General features: G+C 70.5%; 12 protein-coding genes. All 12 read right to left on the bottom strand.

Annotated features, from left to right (window positions below; translation table 11 throughout):
• Entirely contained in the window at positions 1-375 is a 375-nt protein-coding gene (locus VFL28_10310; GenBank protein ID HET7265052.1) for a hypothetical protein, read from the bottom strand.
• Between the two features lie 47 nt (positions 376-422).
• On the bottom strand, positions 423-1,613 hold the full coding sequence (locus VFL28_10305) for a hypothetical protein (GenBank protein HET7265051.1): 1,191 nt from the start codon (positions 1,611-1,613) through the stop codon (positions 423-425).
• Positions 1,603-2,058, bottom strand: coding sequence for an OmpH family outer membrane protein (locus tag VFL28_10300; protein HET7265050.1), 456 nt, complete (start codon positions 2,056-2,058; stop codon positions 1,603-1,605). Before VFL28_10300 ends, VFL28_10305 begins: the two co-directional genes overlap by 11 nt.
• A gap of 126 nt (positions 2,059-2,184) precedes the next feature.
• Complete coding sequence (locus VFL28_10295) at positions 2,185-4,185, bottom strand: POTRA domain-containing protein (protein HET7265049.1); 2,001 nt, start codon at positions 4,183-4,185, stop codon at positions 2,185-2,187.
• 65 nt (positions 4,186-4,250) lie between these two features.
• Positions 4,251-4,784: a hypothetical protein gene (locus VFL28_10290; GenBank protein HET7265048.1), complete on the bottom strand. Its 534-nt coding sequence runs from the start codon at positions 4,782-4,784 to the stop codon at positions 4,251-4,253.
• Between the two features lie 7 nt (positions 4,785-4,791).
• The gene (locus tag VFL28_10285) at positions 4,792-5,421 is read right to left on the bottom strand and encodes a sigma-70 family RNA polymerase sigma factor (protein HET7265047.1); all 630 of its coding nucleotides are present in this window, start codon (positions 5,419-5,421) and stop codon (positions 4,792-4,794) included.
• 52 nt (positions 5,422-5,473) lie between these two features.
• A complete protein-coding gene (locus tag VFL28_10280; GenBank protein HET7265046.1) occupies positions 5,474-9,937 on the bottom strand; it encodes a translocation/assembly module TamB domain-containing protein in 4,464 nt (1,487 codons plus the stop codon).
• A gap of 4 nt (positions 9,938-9,941) precedes the next feature.
• Entirely contained in the window at positions 9,942-11,696 is a 1,755-nt protein-coding gene (locus VFL28_10275) for a SpoIVB peptidase S55 domain-containing protein (GenBank protein ID HET7265045.1), read from the bottom strand.
• 10 nt (positions 11,697-11,706) lie between these two features.
• Positions 11,707-13,524: a SpoIVB peptidase S55 domain-containing protein gene (locus VFL28_10270; protein ID HET7265044.1), complete on the bottom strand. Its 1,818-nt coding sequence runs from the start codon at positions 13,522-13,524 to the stop codon at positions 11,707-11,709.
• Between the two features lie 131 nt (positions 13,525-13,655).
• On the bottom strand, positions 13,656-13,982 hold the full coding sequence (locus VFL28_10265; GenBank protein HET7265043.1) for a hypothetical protein: 327 nt from the start codon (positions 13,980-13,982) through the stop codon (positions 13,656-13,658).
• Positions 13,983-14,053: 71 nt separating this feature from the next.
• Positions 14,054-15,235: a UDP-N-acetylglucosamine 2-epimerase (non-hydrolyzing) gene (gene wecB, locus VFL28_10260; protein HET7265042.1), complete on the bottom strand. Its 1,182-nt coding sequence runs from the start codon at positions 15,233-15,235 to the stop codon at positions 14,054-14,056.
• A gap of 1 nt (position 15,236) precedes the next feature.
• Complete coding sequence (locus tag VFL28_10255) at positions 15,237-16,484, bottom strand: MraY family glycosyltransferase (GenBank protein HET7265041.1); 1,248 nt, start codon at positions 16,482-16,484, stop codon at positions 15,237-15,239.

Raw genomic sequence — 16,484 nt, 5'->3', positions numbered from 1 at the left:
CTATTTGAGCTGATCGATGACCTGTTGCGTGACGTCGCGGCCGCCGACGAGGGCCGCGCCTTTGATGATCACGACGCGCAGGCCGTCCTGCCGGGCCACACGCCCCGCGACCTGATAGATCTCCTGGTTGAGCTGCGCTTCCAGATCGCGCCGCATCTGCCCGAGCTCCGTGAGCAGCCGGGCGCGCCGCGCCGTCAGCTCCGCCTGGCTGACCTGCGGCGCGAGCGCCTGGAGCTCGGCGGCCATCTGCTTCTCGCGGTCGTCGAGCTGCCGCTGATACTGCAGCGCCTTCACGCTTTCGTTCAGCACGCGCTGGCTGTCCACGACGCCGATCGCGCCGCCGCAACCGTTTGCCACCATCGCGGCGCTCAGCACCAGGGCCGCCCCCCAAAGCTTCCCGCCCGTCGACAACGATGAACCCCTCACTTCTTGTTGAGCCGGTCGATCAGCAGCGCGGTCACGTCCGGCGCGTCCGGGGCGTCGACCGTCAGCGTGAGCACCACGTCCCAGCCCTTCTGCTGCGCGAGCTCGGCGGTGTCCACACGCAGGTCCGCCATGATGGCCGCCATGAGCCGCGCCCGCTCGGCCTGGGCCTCCGAGATCTGCGCGCGCAGCGACGTGACGCGGACTTGGAGCGTCTGCAGCGATTGCGAGTGGGCGGCGTCGATCTGCGAGCGCGCGCTCGAGATGATCGCCTGCTGCCGGGACTGCATGTCCGCGCGCATCCGCGCGCTCAGCTCCGCGTTGATCTGCGCCTGCTTCGCCGAGAGGTCGGTGTGCATCCGCGCCGTGATCTCGGCGACCTTTTGATCGACGAGCCGCTGACCCTCCTTGGCGAGCCCGTCGCTCAGCGCCTTGAGCTGCGCCGTGAACGCGTCCTGCTGCTGCTTTTGGAAGGCGGCCAGCGCGTCCTGATTGGCCTTGTCGTGCGCCGCGATCTTGTCGTCGCGCTCCTTGGTCAGCGTCTGCATCTGCTGAGAAAGCCGCTCGGATTCTTTCCTGTCGGTGGTCGCCGCGGCGTCGAGCTTCAGCCGCAGGTTCAGCAACGGCAGCCGGTACTGCTCGAGTGTCTGCTGCTGGAACTGCGCCGAATCCTGCTGCAGGGCGGCCGCCTTGTCCTGCACCGTCTTTTGGATGGCCGCCTCGAGTTCGGCGCGCTTCGCGTCGAACTGGCGCTGCTGGTCCGCGCGGACCTTGGCGGCATAGGCGTCGAGCTCACGCTTGCCCGCGGCGTGCGCGTCCTGGACCTCCGCGTCCATGCGGCGGCGGAACTCGGGTACGAGGCGGGCAGATTCCTGCTGCGCGGCGGCGCGTATCTCGGGCGTCAAGTCCACGGCCGGCGGCGCGACCGTCCCGGCCGAAGCCGTGACGGCGGAGAGCTGGCCGACCAGGTCCTGAGTGCGGCGGTCGACGGCATCGACCTCCGGCCAGCGCGGATGCGCGTGGGTCGCCCGCACGAGGTCGACCACGACGATGCGGACGGAGCGGACCGCCGGTGCCGCGGGCGGGGCCTGCCGGGCCCACGGCAGCTGCACGCCGCCGCACCCGGTGAGTGAGGCGACGGCCGCCGCGGCGAACGCGGCGCGGACCAGCGGACGAACGCTATTTGCCACTGACGACCTTGATCACCTGATCGGTGAGATCGACGCCGCCGTACAGCACCACGTCGCGCGTGAGCACGACGTTTACACCCTGCTGTTTCGCGACCTTGTCCACCGCGGCGCGGATGTCCTTGTCGAGGCCGCCGAGCAGCTCCGAACGCTTCTTGAAGATCGCCTGGTCGACCTGGCGCTGCAAATCTTGCTTTTGGGTGGCGGACATGGTCTTCATCTTCTGTTGGGCGTCCGCGACCTGGGCCCGCGCGTAGTCCCGAAGCGCCGACTCGGCGCTGGCGCGTCCCGGATGGGCGTCGAGCGCGCGCGCCATGTCCACATAGCCGATCGTCATCGACTGTCCGAACGCCGGGGTGCCGGACCGCGCCACGAACAGGCCCGCCGCGGCGAGCACCACGATCACGGCGATCGCGATTCCGAGCGTCTTCACGTCCCACCGCATCATGCCGTCAACTCCTCCCGCCGGCGGACCGCCATCCGGCGGACTCGCCGGCCGCCATGTTTATCCAACCGCCGGCCGGCCCGGTGCCCAGGGCGTGAGCCGAGGCGCGCCGGCCGTCCTTCATGTGTGTCAGAATAGCACGCCCGTGGAGATCCACAACTGGTTGCCTTCCTGGCTGAATCCGTAGTCGAGCCGGAACGGCCCGAACCCCGTCTTGATCGCGATCCCGGCGCCGTAGTCGTACTTCGGGTTGAAGCTCAGACCGCTGCCGAACGGCTCGGTATCCCCGGCGTCGGCGAACACGATGCCGGTCAGCCCGGTGAAGTTGTGCAGCAGCGGGAGATTACTGAGCGGGAAGTGGTATTCGCCTGTGAGGAGCGCCATCTGATCGCCGCGGAACCGTCCCGCGGCGTAACCGCGCAGCGTGTTCTGCCCGCCGAGGTAGTACTGCTCCTGAATCGGCAGAGGCCCGCTTGCCGTCCCGAAGTGAGCGTGCCCGACGATGACCGTGCCGGGCGCCACCGGAAAGAAGCGCGCGTAGTCCAGCTCGTACTTCTGGAAGTTGAAGTCGCCTCCGAGCGCGTTGAACGCGGCCTCGACGGAGAGCGTGATGTGCTCTCCGGCGGTAGGGTCGAGCGGGTCGTCCCGGGTGTCCTTGATGGCGCCCAGGATGAGCGCGGTCACCGTGCCCGGCGTAAAGACGAAGTTCGCCGGCGGGCTCGTTCCGACGGACGGCTGGCCGAACGTTGTGCTCTGGTATTTCAGACCGTAGTTGAGCGAGTACACCGGAGGCCGCTCCGGGGACAGCGGCTGCGTGAACGCCACGCTGCCGCCGGTCTGATACATGTTGTAGTTAAAGGTGTTGTTGAGCCCGAACGAATAGTCGGTCGGAATCGAGACCAGGTTGAACATCTGCAGGTCCAGCGCCGTGCGCGTGCCCTCGAAGTACGGCTCGTGGAACGTCAGCGTGTAGCCGCCCCCGTTCAAGGCGCTGCTGTTGTACTGCGCGTTCACCCCCTGCCCGTTCCCGCCGAAGTCGCTGTCGCGGTACGACACGATGCCCTGGAGACCGAACACGGTCTGGTAGCCGACGCCGAAGCCGACGGACGCGGTCTTCTGTTCGGTCACAATGATCGTCACGTCGACCGTGTCGGGGGTCGTCCCCGGCCCCGGCTGCGCCTTCACGTCGGAGAAATACTGCAGCTGGAACAACCGCTTGAGGCTCGCGTTCACGCTGTTGGCGTTGAACACGTCGCCGGGCTTGAACGACAGTTCCCGCCGCACCACGTAGTCCTTGGTCTTGTGCAGGCCCTCGATCTTGACGGCCTCGATGCGGCCTTCCGCCAGGGTGATGGTCAGTACACCCTGATCGCTGATCGCCACATCGGAAACGCGTGCCAGGATGTAGCCGGCGTCCTGATAGAGCTTCTCGACGGCGCGCGCGCCGTCGCGGACCGACACCGTATTCAGCACCTGCCCGGTCTGCACGCCGATCGCCTTCACGATGGCGTCTGTCGGCTCGACCGTGTTTCCCTTGATGACAACCGAGGTGACGACGGGGTTCTCGACGACGACGAAGACAATCTTCACGCCCTCCGGCGCGGGCTCAAGCCGCACGACCGCGTCTGCGAACAGCCCGGTGCCGAGGATCGACTGCACGTCGTTTCGGACCTTCTCCTCGTTCAGCGGGTCGTTGGGCTTCGTCGAGACCACGGCCAGCACCTGAGCGGTGGGCACGTGTACATTGCCCTGCACCACGACGTCGACGACGCGCTGGGGCGGTACGACCTGGGGCGGCACGCCCGGCTGCGGCACGAATGGTGACGGAACGGCCGGGCCGGGCGGCGGCACGATCGGCCCGGTCGGCGAAACGGGCGCCGTGGGCGTGAGCGGGGCGGTCGGCGTCACCGGCGCCGTCGGCGTCACCGGCACCGTCGGCGTCACCGGCGCCGTCGGCGTCACCGGTGCCGTCGCCGGCGTCTGTGCCCGCAGCACGGGTGGCAGCACCACCGGCCGCCCTGCCAGCGCCGGGGCCAGCGTGAATGCGGCGCCCGGCAGGAGCGCCAGGCAGAGTACGGTCACGAGCACGCGCACGCGTCCCTGTTTGCGTTCGTCCTTGGGTGCGGTCAACAGCGACCTCCGTCTCGAGTCCCGGCGTTCGGCGCGCCCGACGCGGTGTGCGTCGGATGCGCGGTCTAGAACGTCGGCGAAGGCGTTTTGAGATCCACCGGCACCGCCGGCACCGCGAATTGGAAGGGCTGGGCGTCACCCGTCGAGGGTTCGGGGGTGTTCGGACCGACCCCGGCGGCTTGTTCGCGGTCAGGCAGCAAGAATTGTCCTGAATCCAGGCGCACGATCGTCCGCGAAGATTCGCCGCGCAGCCCCACCGCCGATCCCGCGCGTTCGACGAGGGCGCCCTGCTGCTCGGGCCGCATCGACGCGTAGCCGAGCCCGCCGGCCAGCACCGCGGCGGCCGCGATCGCGGCCGCCACCTTCGGCCAACTGCTCCCCCCGCGCGCGGCCGGCGTCGACGCGGTGGTACCCGTCGGGTCGGCGCCGGGAACCGCCGCCATCCCGGTCTCCCGGGCGTGCCGGATTTCCGCTTCGGCGAGCATCAGCCGCAGCATCGCCGCCGGCGCGTTCCCGCGGCGCCAGTCGAGGCGGGCCCGGCCGAGCCATTCTTCGGCGTGCCGGATGTGCCGCAGCAGCGGGTCGGCTCCACCGCCCACGGCGACCCTACTCCTCTGCCGGCCGGGGCCGGAGCGGCGGCGCGAGCATCTCGCGGATCCTCCGCAGCGCCTGCTGTTGGAGGCGGTAGAAGTGCGACAAGCTGATTCTCAGTTCGTCGGCGATGCGCCCCGGCTCCTCCGCCGAGAGAAATGCGCCGACGAGGATGCGGCGTTCCCGGGCGGGCAGCCCGTCGATCGCGGACACGATCTGCCGCACCAGCACGGCGTCCTCGACCGACGCGAGCGCGTCCGCGGCCGCCACGTCCGGCACGCGCGCGAGCGACTCCGCGGCATCCTCGACGTCGGGCCCTCGGCCGCGCTCCCGCCGCAGCGCGTTGAGGATGCGTCCCCGAATCCGGTAGGTGGCGAACGTGCTGAACCGCACGCCCCGGTCCGGGTCGAATCGCTCGACGGCCTGGATCAGACCGACGGTGCCTTCCTGGATCATGTCCATCACCACGGTCTCGCGGAGCCGCAGCGCCATCGCCACCTTGAAAACGAGCGGCTGATACGCCTCGATCAGGCGCGCGCGGCTCTGCCGGCTTCCCCGCCGCCTGTAGGCCTGCCAGAGACGCCGCTCCTCGGCCGGCCGCAGCAGCGCCACCCGGTGCAGTTCACGGAGGTACTCGTTCAGCACAGATGGATCTCCATCCCTCTAGTGTCCGGACGGCGCGGCCGCGTTTCTCTCACTAGAACGGGAAGCGCGTCAGGAGGAAGAAACCGTTGTCCCCCACCGTGTCCACGTCGTAGGAGAACGACACGCTCGGGCTCACGAGATATTCGAGGCCGAGCACGGTGTAGGACTGCCCCGCGAGCGTCGGCCGCGCGAACGTCCCCGACAGCACCGCCGGGGCCGTGCCGGGGGTGTTCGCCTGCGCGAACACCTCGGTCAGCGTCAGGTAGAACTTGGCTGAGAGAAACTTCCCGATCCGCAGCGTGACGGGATTCTGGGTATCGTAGGAGATCGACAGCTCGTCGAGGTGCAGGGCGCGCTGAATCGCGGACGTCACCGAGCCGATCAGCAGACGGCCGAGCTCCCGTCCCGCCAGCCCCGTGGGCGTCCCCGCTTCGCCGGTCGCGCCGAAGACGATCGCCAGGATGTCCGACTGGCTCATCGGCGGTTCCGAGCTCCAGACGACCGAGGGGTTGGAGAGCGGCCCCGCTACGTCGACGAAAACGCGGGTGTCACCGACCTGGCCTTGGGCCCGCGCCGTGACGAGCGGCGTGAGGCCGCGGCCTTCGGAGAAAGTGGCGCGGCCTTCCACCACGGTAAACACCGTGCCGAAGAGATCAACGCTGCCCCCGTCCGATCGTACCTCGCCGGACAGCTTCGGATCGGCGAGCGTGCCGCCCGCGTGGACGCTGCCGGCCAGCGCGAGCTGCACCGGGCCTTCGCCGTAGTACACGTCCGCACCGGTCGCCACGTTGACGTCGAGCCGCACCGGCGGGACGCGCGTCTTGGCGGCGGCGCCGCCGGGGGCGCCGCCCGCGTAGGTCACGCGGCCGCCGGAGACGGTGACGCCTCCGGAGAGAGTCGGATCGGCGGCCGGTCCCCGGAGCGCGAGGGTCGCGTCCAGGCGGCCGGTGTATACCCTCGGCACGTCGACGTTCAGCCGGTTCGCCGTCAGACTCAGATCGAGCGTCTGCAGGTGGAAGTTGCCGACCGCCGCGGTCCCGTGAATGGCGAGATGACCGCCTCCGACGTCCGCGGAGACGTCGTGTACCTCGACCAGGTTCTGCGAAAACGTGATGTCGGCCGCGACGTTCTCGAGCGGGGTGCGCATCGGCGCCCACCGCAGGCGGCCGCCGGTCGTCTGAATCGACCCGGTCATCGTCGGCTGGGCGACCGTGCCGCCGACCGCGACCTGCCCCGCCACGGTCCCGGACGCGTCCTGAATCGCCGGCGTCAGCAGGCTGAGGAGGCTGAGATCGGTATCCTCGAGGTGCAGCGTGAGCTGAATCGGCCCCCGCGGATCCAGCTCGAACCGGTCCGCGGCCACCGGCAGCGTGCCCTGCACGACCAGGCGATGTTCGCCCTTGGCCACGATGCCGTCCTGGATGGTGATCGTGCCGTCCTTGTAATACGCGAGCGCCGCAACCCGGTCGACGGTCGCGCCCGGCACGCCGGCGTCGGTGGCCTCGAGAGAGAGACCCGCCGTAGGGTTCCGCGCCGGCCCGGTCCACTGCATCGTGAAATCAAGACCGCCGACGAGCGGCTGCGAAAGGTGGAAGATCGGCACGAAAATCGCCGGGTCGAGATCGTGCGCCGACACTTCGACGTTGCTGGTCCCGTTGATCGCGACCTGTCCCCGCGCCGCGATCTCGCCGCGGCCGGGGTGGAGCTCGAACTGCCGGATGTCGATCGCGCCGTGGCTCAGCACGAGATCCGCCGTCCCGGTACCCGCCGGCACGCCCCCGACCCGTGCATTGCTCAGACTGAGCGTCAGCTGCGCCGACGGGTCGCGTAGCGGCCCGGCAAGGGACACGTCGCCGTCGATCAAACCCTCGAATCGCGCCGGCAGCTTCAAGCTCGCCGCGTCGACGAGGGTCCCGATCTGGCCGTGGGTGACGTGGAGGTTCAGGTCCGCTGTGGGCTCGCCCGCCCAGGAGACGCTACCGGTGAGGCTGTAGCTGGCGTCGCCCTGGACCACGTCGAGCGGGGCGAGCTGCACCTGGCCGTTCCGATAATCGATCATCCCGGAGGCGGAGAACGCCTGCCCCTGCATCCAGAGGTCCGGCGACACGAGCCGGCCCTTGAACTCCGGGTCGGACAGCGTGCCGGTGAGATGCCCGTCCACGGTCACGCTGCCGTACGGGACCACGCCGAAGCGCGTCAGGAGCGAAACGTCCGCGAGGCGGACGCGATCGGCCTGGAGGTTGAGATCGATCGGGCCGCGCGGATCCACGGCCCCCGAGGCGTGGACCTGCGAGCCCTTGACGCGCGCGTCGAGCCGGGTCACCTGGATCAAGCCGCCGGGGCCGCCCCCGAGATCGGCGTCGGCCTGGTCTACCGGCTGCCCCAGCACGCCGCCGTTGAGCAGGGCGACGTGCCCGGCGACGGACGGCCGGTCAACCGGGCCGTTGACCACGACGTGTCCGGAGAGCGTTCCCGCAACGGAGTCGATCCGGATTACGTCGCGCAGGAACGACTGAGCGGGCACCCCTTGGGTGTCGATCGTGACGTCCCGCGCCGCGAGCGGCCGGAGCGCCAGCGCTCCGCTCACCCCGAAGTACGCACCGTCCTGGTAGAGGTCCGCGTGAGGGGTCGACAGGAACGCGCCGGTGACGTTGAACCTGCCGGCGGCGAACGTGTAGGGCATCGGTCCGAGGCGCCCGTCCCATGCCGCGACCTCGCCGGACAGCGCGGGCGAATTGAGCGTGCCGCCGACGCGCCCGCTGAACCGCCCGGTGCCAGTGAGCTCCGACGGGGCGAGCCCCGTCCGGCCCGCGATCGCGCCGAGGGGAATATCGTGTCCTTCCGCGGTCAGCGAGAGCGCCCCGCTCGGCGCCACGGCGCCCGACGCGTAGACCGTGGCGGACCCGGACTGCATCCGGAGGTCGTCGAACTGCAGGGCGCCGCCGTCGTTCCAGAAGAATGCGGTCAGGCTGTCGAACGCCTGCCCGCGCATCGCGCCGCGCTCGAGCGACATGTCGCCCAGCACCCGCATCCGCGATCCCTGTCCGGCGCCTGCGATCGTGCCGGACCCGCGGGCCACGAGGCCGCCGGTGACCGGAAGCCCGGCCCGCGGCAGAGCCGCGGCGTCGATGTTCTCCGCCGTCGCGGCGAATGTAAAGGAGGGTTCCTCCGTCGCCAAATCGATGACGGCGTCGCCGGCGACCCGCCCGTCGCCGACTCCGGCCGAGAGGTCGCGCAGCGAGAGGACTCCGTCCCCGTAGGCGAACCGCGCCGTGAGCCCCGCAAAGTCCTGGCCGTTGAAGCGGCCGTCCGCCGCCGCCACGGTGCCCGCAAACGACGGCGCGCTCACCGGCCCGGAGATCCACATGTCACCCGTCGCCCGCCCGACGAGCGTTAAACCGGTACCGGGGAAGAACAGGGCCCGCGCCCGTGCCAGGTCGAGCCGCTGCGACCGGACGACCAGATTCAACCACGGGTCGCCTGCGTAGGAGACGTCGCCCCGCACCCAGACCGGTGAGTCGCCGGCGATCAGCGTTATCCCGTCCGCGGAGACGTGCCCCGACGTCACCTGCATTTCGCCGTTCACGTGGCGGAGCGGCATCGCGGCGGGCCGGTACAGCGCCTGGGCGTCGTTGAGCCGGATCGTCGCGGTATAAGTCGCGTCCAGGCCCGACTTCACGGACGTGGCGAGCAGGTGAACGCGGCCCGAGAACCGTCCGCCGACCCAGCGCAGCTGTCCGAGGTGGACGAGGTAGCCGCCCCAGTGCCGTACCGATCCGCGGTCCGCGGTGATGTCGAAGTCGTAGGTCCCGTCGGACGCGGCGTAGCGCCCGTGAACCGCGGCCGTCTCGCCGGCGGTGCTCCGCCCCGAGAGCGCGATGACGAGCCGGCCGCCGGGTTCGGTGGTGAGAGTACCGTCGATGAGTTCGAACCGTGTGACGAACGGCGGCGATTCCACGCCGTAGGAGTCCGCGTAGGCGATGACGCCGCCGTGCACCACGACCAGACCGTGGAACGCCGGACCCAGCGGACTCTGCGGCTGTGCGAGCAGATCCTGGAGGTTCCAGTGCCCGCGCGCGTCTCGCACGAGCACGATGTGGGGAGTCGTGAGTTCGGCGCGGCTGATACTCGCGAGCACGTCCCGCGGACGGCGCACGAAGTCCCAGAGCGACACGGTGATGTGCACGCGGTCGACCGAGAAGGCGGCGCCGTGGCTGAAACCGCCGCGCTCCGCGATTACCAGGTCGCGCAGCTCGATCCCCTCGAGCAGGTTGCCGCCGACCCCGCCGAGCGCCACGGCACGGCCGAGCGAGTGGCCGAGGCGCGAGACGACGGCCTGTCGGATCGCGTGCGCCATCCAACCGCTCGAGACCGCCCCCGCCCAGCCCGCGGCGGCCAGGACGAGGATCACACCGAAGATCGCGGCGCCGCGCCGGAGGGGGCGGAAACGGGCGCGCGGCTGCGCGTTCATGCCCGCCCGCGGCACCCCCGCGGGCACGCGCTCGTGTGGCCCCACGCGATCAGTGTGTGCCTCCCTTGATGACGATCGGCAACTGGATCCGGCCGCGCACGACCCACGGCGTCGTCCACTGCGCGGATGGCTTCGCCGGCGGCCCGGACGCGGCGTCGGTCCGCGGCGGCAGGCCGCCCGTCAGTTCGACCACGACGTCGGTGTTCTTGTCGCCGGTCTCAAATGCCTTGATGGCGTCGTCGAGCGTCGCGGGCCCCGGCCCCTGGACGCCCTGCGCGGAGCCAGCGGGGCCTCCGCCCGGAAGTCCACCGCCGACACCGCGGACAACGAGGGTCGCGGGACCGGCCACCGCGTTCGCCGGAATGGTCAAGGCCACGTCCTGGGTCTCCGGCTCGGCGCGGTACGGCCGCACCGTCACGCGGACGTGGACCGTGTCGCCGGGCGCCACCGGGGCGTGCGGCCCCACCGCCCCCACGATCGAGGCGGTGCGCTGCGCGGACGTCACACGGACGTCGAGGTCGATGCCCGTCGGACCGACGTTCTTGAACTCATTGTCGAACAGCAGGTTCATTGCCTGCGGCAGCTCGGCGAGCGCGCGCGACGCGATGGCGCCGGGACTGTAGAACATGTTCTCACGGACGACCGGCTTCGGCAGTCCCCGGCCGTAGAGCACCATACGCACGGTCGCCGTCCCTTGGCCGTTGCGGTTGAGCGCGCGCGCGATGGCGCCCTGCGACCCCACCGGCACCACCACCGGCGCGATCTCCGTGCTCGGGATGACCTGAAAATTGTAGTCGTGCGCGCCGCCGCCATCCGCGTCGCTCACGTGCACGTGAACGCCAAACATCCGCGGCATCACGCCGATCGTCCCGCCGATGCCGGCCGGACGGTCCTGGGACACGATGCCGACGGGCGAGCCGACGGCGCCGATCTTGACGTTCTGCTGCCGGCCCTGCACCACCTGAAAGATCGTCGCGTTCATCAACAGATAACTGGACGGCCCAATCCCCGTAAACGGATGGCCGAAGGCCAGCATGCGGTTACCGTCCCGGTAGGTCATCGTGCCGATGGCGTAGGCCGCGATATCGCCCCTGAGCAGAGCGACGCCGATCGCGCTGCCGGGTTCGAGCGGCAGCGACGCGGGAAGGTTGGCGTCTGATCCGCCCGCCACGGGCGCCAGTCCCATCGGGGCCAGCACGTTCGCAAGCGTCTGAAGCTCTCCGCCGCCGAGGCCCGAGACGAACAGCGGCGTCTCCGCGGGTGTCGCGACGAGCGTATCGGGCGCCGCGGCCGCCCGAGCGCCCCACGCCGAAACGGCCACGCGGCGGATCACGCGCCCGCCGATCAGCGTCGGCGCCACCGCGAATACCCGGGGCGCGGCCGCGCCCGCCGGCGCCGGCGTGGGCAGGACGCGCAGCATGTCCTCGATCGGCGTGAACAGCCCGACCGTCGGATCCGACGCCTCGAAGGTGTACGAGAGCGCGCCCGCGAGCCGTCCCCGGAGATAGATCGGACTGCCGCTCATCCCCGCGGCGATGCCGCCGACGCTCTTGATCGCGGGCCCCGAGGCGCGAAACAGCACGAGGTCGCCCGCCGGACCGGCGTTGTGGAGGATCCCGAGCACGCGGACCTCGAACGGCACGACCGCGGTGCCGATGATGACCGTCTTGCCGACGCCGGTCATCCCGACGGCGATGGCGCGCGCCGCCATGATCGCCGGCCCCGCCGCCCCCGCCGGCGAGAAGATGCCCAGCCCGAGGAGCGAGATCGCCGCCAGAACAGCCGCCGCGAGCCGCGTCGTCACCCTGCGTCCCTCATTTGACCGTCATGGGAATCTGGTACTTGCCGAGCACCACCCAGTCGGTCTCGAGCGTGGTCCCGGCCGGCGACTCGAAACTCGGGTTGGCGTTCGCGCCGACGGCCGTGAGGACCGACTCGGGTACCAGCTGGATGATCAGATCCGTGTTTTTCCCGTCGTTCTCGAACTGGTCGATCGCCGACGCGAGCGATTCCGCGCCGCTCGGCGTACTCTCGGCCGCCACCAGCACCTGGAACTTGTCGGCCGGCGCCGACGAATCGTTGAGCGCGCCGATGGTCCCGACGAGCAGAAACGCCGGGCCCTCCGGAAAGTCCTTCGGCACGGTGAAGGTGACCGTCTTGCTCTCGGGCTCCCCGCCGGCGAACGGACGGACATGCACGGCGACCTGAATCCGGTCGCCGGCGTGCACCGTGCGGACATTGGGGCGGGCGCCGACGAGCAGCGCCATGTTGGTCTTGCTCGTGACGGCGACATCGACGGTCATGTCCACCGGTTCGAGCTCGTCGAAGAAGTTCGTAAACAGGAGCTGCGTCGCCGCGGGGACGTCGAGCGCCGAGGCGGTCGCGATGTCGCCGACGTCGTACGCGAGATCCTCCCGCACGACGGCCTGCTTGAGGTGCCGCGCCCGTAGCGTGATCCGCACGGCGGCCGAGCCGCCCGCGACCCGGTCGAGCCCGCGCTGGATGAGACTCAGCACGGCCGTCGGCACGAGGCTCTCGGCCAGGTCCTGGCGCCGGATGATCTGCGCGCCGTAGGAGTGGGCCACCCCGGTATCGAGGTCCTTGGTGTTGACCCTGATCGCGAACGCACGCGGGAACTGCCCGATCACCCCCGCGATCCCGGTGGTTCGGTCCTGCGTCAGGGTACCGGCGGCCGGGCCGAAGCTGCCCTCTTTAAATGGAAAGTCCAGGGAGCGGACGATCGTGTCGATCCAGGCGCTCGTCATGAACATCGCGGCGGTGCCGGAGTTCAAGAGCGGATGGCCGAACCCCAGTACGGTGTTGCCGCGGCGGTACGTGGCGGTGCCGATGGCGCCGACCTCGACATCGCCCCGGACCAACTCCACGCCGAGCGACGCGCCAGGTTCGAGCGGCGGCGCCGTGAAGTTCCGGCCGCCGGCGTACCCCTGGCGCGGCACGAGGTTGAACCGCTTGAAGGCCTGCTCGAGTACGCGCATTCCGGCCGGCGTCACGCCGGCGGCCGTCATCGGCACCATCGCCGGAGCGACCGCGGCCGTGTCCTGGACGCGGTGCGCGTTGTACGCCGCGGCCTCCGCCGTCGATCCTACGACAAGCAGGCGCCGCAGCGGACCCGCGGACGTCGCGATCGGCATCCGGCTGCGATAGACGGCCCGGCGGAAGGACGGCGCCGGCGCATCCCGCCGCGTGGTGGCCGCGGGGGGCGGCGCCAGCATCTTCAGCATCTGTTCGATCGGAGTGGCCAGGCTCAGGTCTGCGTCGGGACCGGGGAAATGGTAGCCGTACGAGAGAGCGCCGGCGAGCCGGCCATTGAGGAAAATGGGGCTGCCGCTCATGCCGGACGCCGTTCCGCCGGCCTGCCGGATCAGCGGGCCGCTTGCGCGGAAGAGGATCAAGTCGGTGTCAGAGCTGCTTTCGCCCTGCAGCACCCCGAGGACGGTGATGTCGAAGCGCTGAATCGTCGTGCCGTGAACGACGGTGAGACCGTACCCCCGCATTCCGGCGTGAACGGCAGACAGCGGCAGGATGGTTTGGGGATCCGCGCCCGCGGAGGGAAGTCCGGCCGTGGCCAGACCCAGGCCGACCGCGACGATCGCCGCCACCGCACGCATCATCCCGCGCACGTCCCCCTCCGTCCGCCGCGCCGGTGTCTTCCCCCGCGACGAGCGGGACCGCGGCGACTTCCTAGAAACAACACGAGGGGGAAAGGCCCCCCCTCGTCATTACGGTCGAGTGCGGCCTTCCGCTACTGGGCCTCGATCACGGCCACAGGGTCGCCAATGTTCACGAAATCCCCGACCCGTACCATCACCTGCACGATCTTGCCGTTGGCCGTCGCCCGGGCCGCCGGACTCGCGCTGCCGGTCGACGTGCGCACGAAGATCAGCGTGTCGCCGAGCTTCACCGCCTGTCCCACCGCGGCGAGCTGCAGCGGCAGCACCTGGCCGGAGATGACGGACCGGACGACGACGTTGGGAGCCGTCTGCGCCGACGCCGTGCCGCCCGGCGCGGAAAGAGCCCCGGCCGCCAGCATCACAAGCACGATTGCCGCAGAACCTGCGAGCCGGCGCATCCCCATCACCTCTCCACCGCAGAAATATATGCCCGCGGCCGCATCATTATAGGCGCGGCCCGCTTCGACTGTCAAACGCCGAATTCGTCCGGCAGGTTCCGCTCGAATTTGAAGAAGTACCGCAGCACGCCGACGATGCGCTCCGCCGCGCGGCCGTCGCCGTACGGATTGCGCGCCCGGCTCATGCGCGCGTAGGCCTTCGCGTCGGTGAGCAACTCGCGTGCCGCGCCGAGGATCGCCGCCTCGTCGGTGCCGACCAGGCGCGCCGTCCCGGCCGTCACGCCTTCCGGCCGCTCGGTCGTCTCGCGCAAGACGAGCACCGGACGACCGAGGGCCGGCGCTTCTTCCTGAATGCCGCCGGAGTCGGTGAGGATGAGCGTTGAGGCCTTCATCACCGCCACGGTCGTCGTGTAGTCGAACGGCTCGAACAGGTACGCGCGCGGATGCGCGCCGAGGATCTCGTGCGCGGGCCGCGCGACGGTGGGATTGAGGTGGACCGGAAAGATCAGCGCGAGGTCGTCGAACTCGTCGAGCAGACGGCGCGTCGCGGTGAAGATGTGCCGCTGGGGCTCGCCCCAGTTCTCCCGCCGGTGCGAAGTCATGAGGAGGCGCCGCCCGGGCCGCGCGAGCGCCTCGCGCAGCCGGGGCGCCGCCGGCGGCACGTCGCGGCGGGCGACCTCGAGCAGCGCGTCGATCACGGTATTGCCCGTCACGGCGATCCGCGAGCGCGCCACCCCCTCCCGCTCCAAGTTCGCGCGCGCCGCGGCCGTCGGCGCGAAGTGCAGATCCGCGAGCACGGACACCATGCGCCGGTACATCTCCTCCGGAAACGGCTGATACTTGTCGTCGGTGCGCAGCCCGGCTTCAACATGGGCCACGGGGATCTTGCGGTAGAACGCGGCGAGCGCCCCGAGAAAGCACGGCGCCGCGTCGCCCTGCACCACGATCATGTCCGGCGCGATCGCGGGCAGCAGCCCGTCCAGTCCCGCGAGGGTTCGCACCGAGATGTCGGCGAGCGTCTGCTGCTCCGTCATGATGTCGAGATCGTAGTCGGGATGCAGATCGAAAACCTCCAGCACCTGGTCGAGCATGTGCCGGTGCTGCGCGGTCGCCACCAGCACCGGCTTGAACTCGGACGGGCGTGAGGCCAGCGCGCGGACGACCGGCGCCATCTTGACCGCGTCCGGGCGGGTGCCGACGACGGTCAGCACCGTCCGGCGCGCGGGACCGGCCGTCTCCCCCGAACCGCTCACCTCACTCCTCGACGCTGCCGGAGGTGCCCGCGGCCGCCGGGGGCGGCGTCTCCACCGGCACGCCGGACACGGCCGCGGACGGGGCGGCAGGCGCGCCGGCCGTGAGCGGCGCGGCGGCGACCGGTAGCTCCGAGGCGGCGGACGCCGGCCCGGCGGCCTGAGAGGGCAGCAGCAGCCCGGTCTTGCGCGCGCCGAGCGCGAGCAGCGCGAGCAAGAGACCGAGGATCGCGATGAGAGGGAAGCGGCCGAGACCGACGCCGCTCATCATGAGCGCGCCCGCGCTGAGGATGCCGGTCACGAGGTAGAGCGCCGCCGCGGTCTGGCGCGGCGTGAGCCCGCGGGCCAGGAGGCGGTGGTGCAGATGCTGCGTGTCCGCCTCGAAGATCGGCCGGCGGTTGCGCCACCGCCGCGCGATCGCAAACGCCGTGTCCGTCACCGGCACGCCGAGCGCCGCGAGCGCGACCAGCAGCGAGAGCGCGGTGTAGCTCTTGTACGTGCCGAGGACGGACAGCGCGCCGAGCAGATACCCCAGCAGCATCGAACCGGTGTCGCCGAGGAAGATCCGCGCCGGGTTGAAGTTGTAGGGAATGAAACCGAGCGCTCCACCGGCCAGCGCCGCGGCGAGGATCGCGGTGCCGATGTCGCCGCGCTGGTAGGACGCGACCAGCAGCGTGGCGCCGGCGATCGCGGCGATGCCGGACGCGAGGCCGTCTACGCCGTCGATCAGATTCATCACGTTGCAGAGGGCCACGATCCACGCGACGGTGACGATCGCGCCGAGCGGGCCGACGAAGAACATCCCGCCGAGCGGGTTCGTCAGCACGTCCATGCCCACGCCGAACGGGAGCAGCACCGCGGCCGCCGCGACCTGCCCGATCAGCTTGATCACCGGCCGCATGCCGCGGATGTCGTCGACGACGCCCACGAGCGTGATCAGCGTCGCGCCGAGCAGCAGCGCAATGATCGGCCGGTCGATCGCCGGCAGGTACGGGATCACGACCGTGATGCGCTGCGTCTCGAAGGCCACGTGAATCGGCCGCTCGACCGGTAGCCCGACCAGCACGGCCGCGACGAAAGCGAGATAGATCGCGATGCCGCCGAGACGCGGCACCGGCACGCGGTGGATGTGCCGCCCGCCGGGACGGTCGAGCACCCCCAGCTGCGTCGCGACCCAGGCGACCGCCGGGGTCAGCAGGTAGGCGATGACCAGGCCGAAGGTACCGGCGACGAGGAACGGGGAGATCGTCAC

Source organism: bacterium, from assembly GCA_035691305.1.
Lineage (GTDB): Bacteria > Sysuimicrobiota > Sysuimicrobiia > Sysuimicrobiales > Segetimicrobiaceae > DASSJF01.
This window is presented reverse-complemented; position numbering and strand designations above follow the sequence as displayed.

What these genes read in the sequence shown, in the direction of transcription:
- VFL28_10265 (HET7265043.1), bottom strand. Translation starts at nt 13,982, where the DNA reads ATGCGCCGGCTCGCAGGTTCTGCGGCAATCGTGCTTGTGATGCTGGCG.
- VFL28_10300 (HET7265050.1), bottom strand. Translation starts at nt 2,058, where the DNA reads ATGATGCGGTGGGACGTGAAGACGCTCGGAATCGCGATCGCCGTGATC.
- VFL28_10270 (HET7265044.1), bottom strand. Translation starts at nt 13,524, where the DNA reads ATGATGCGTGCGGTGGCGGCGATCGTCGCGGTCGGCCTGGGTCTGGCC.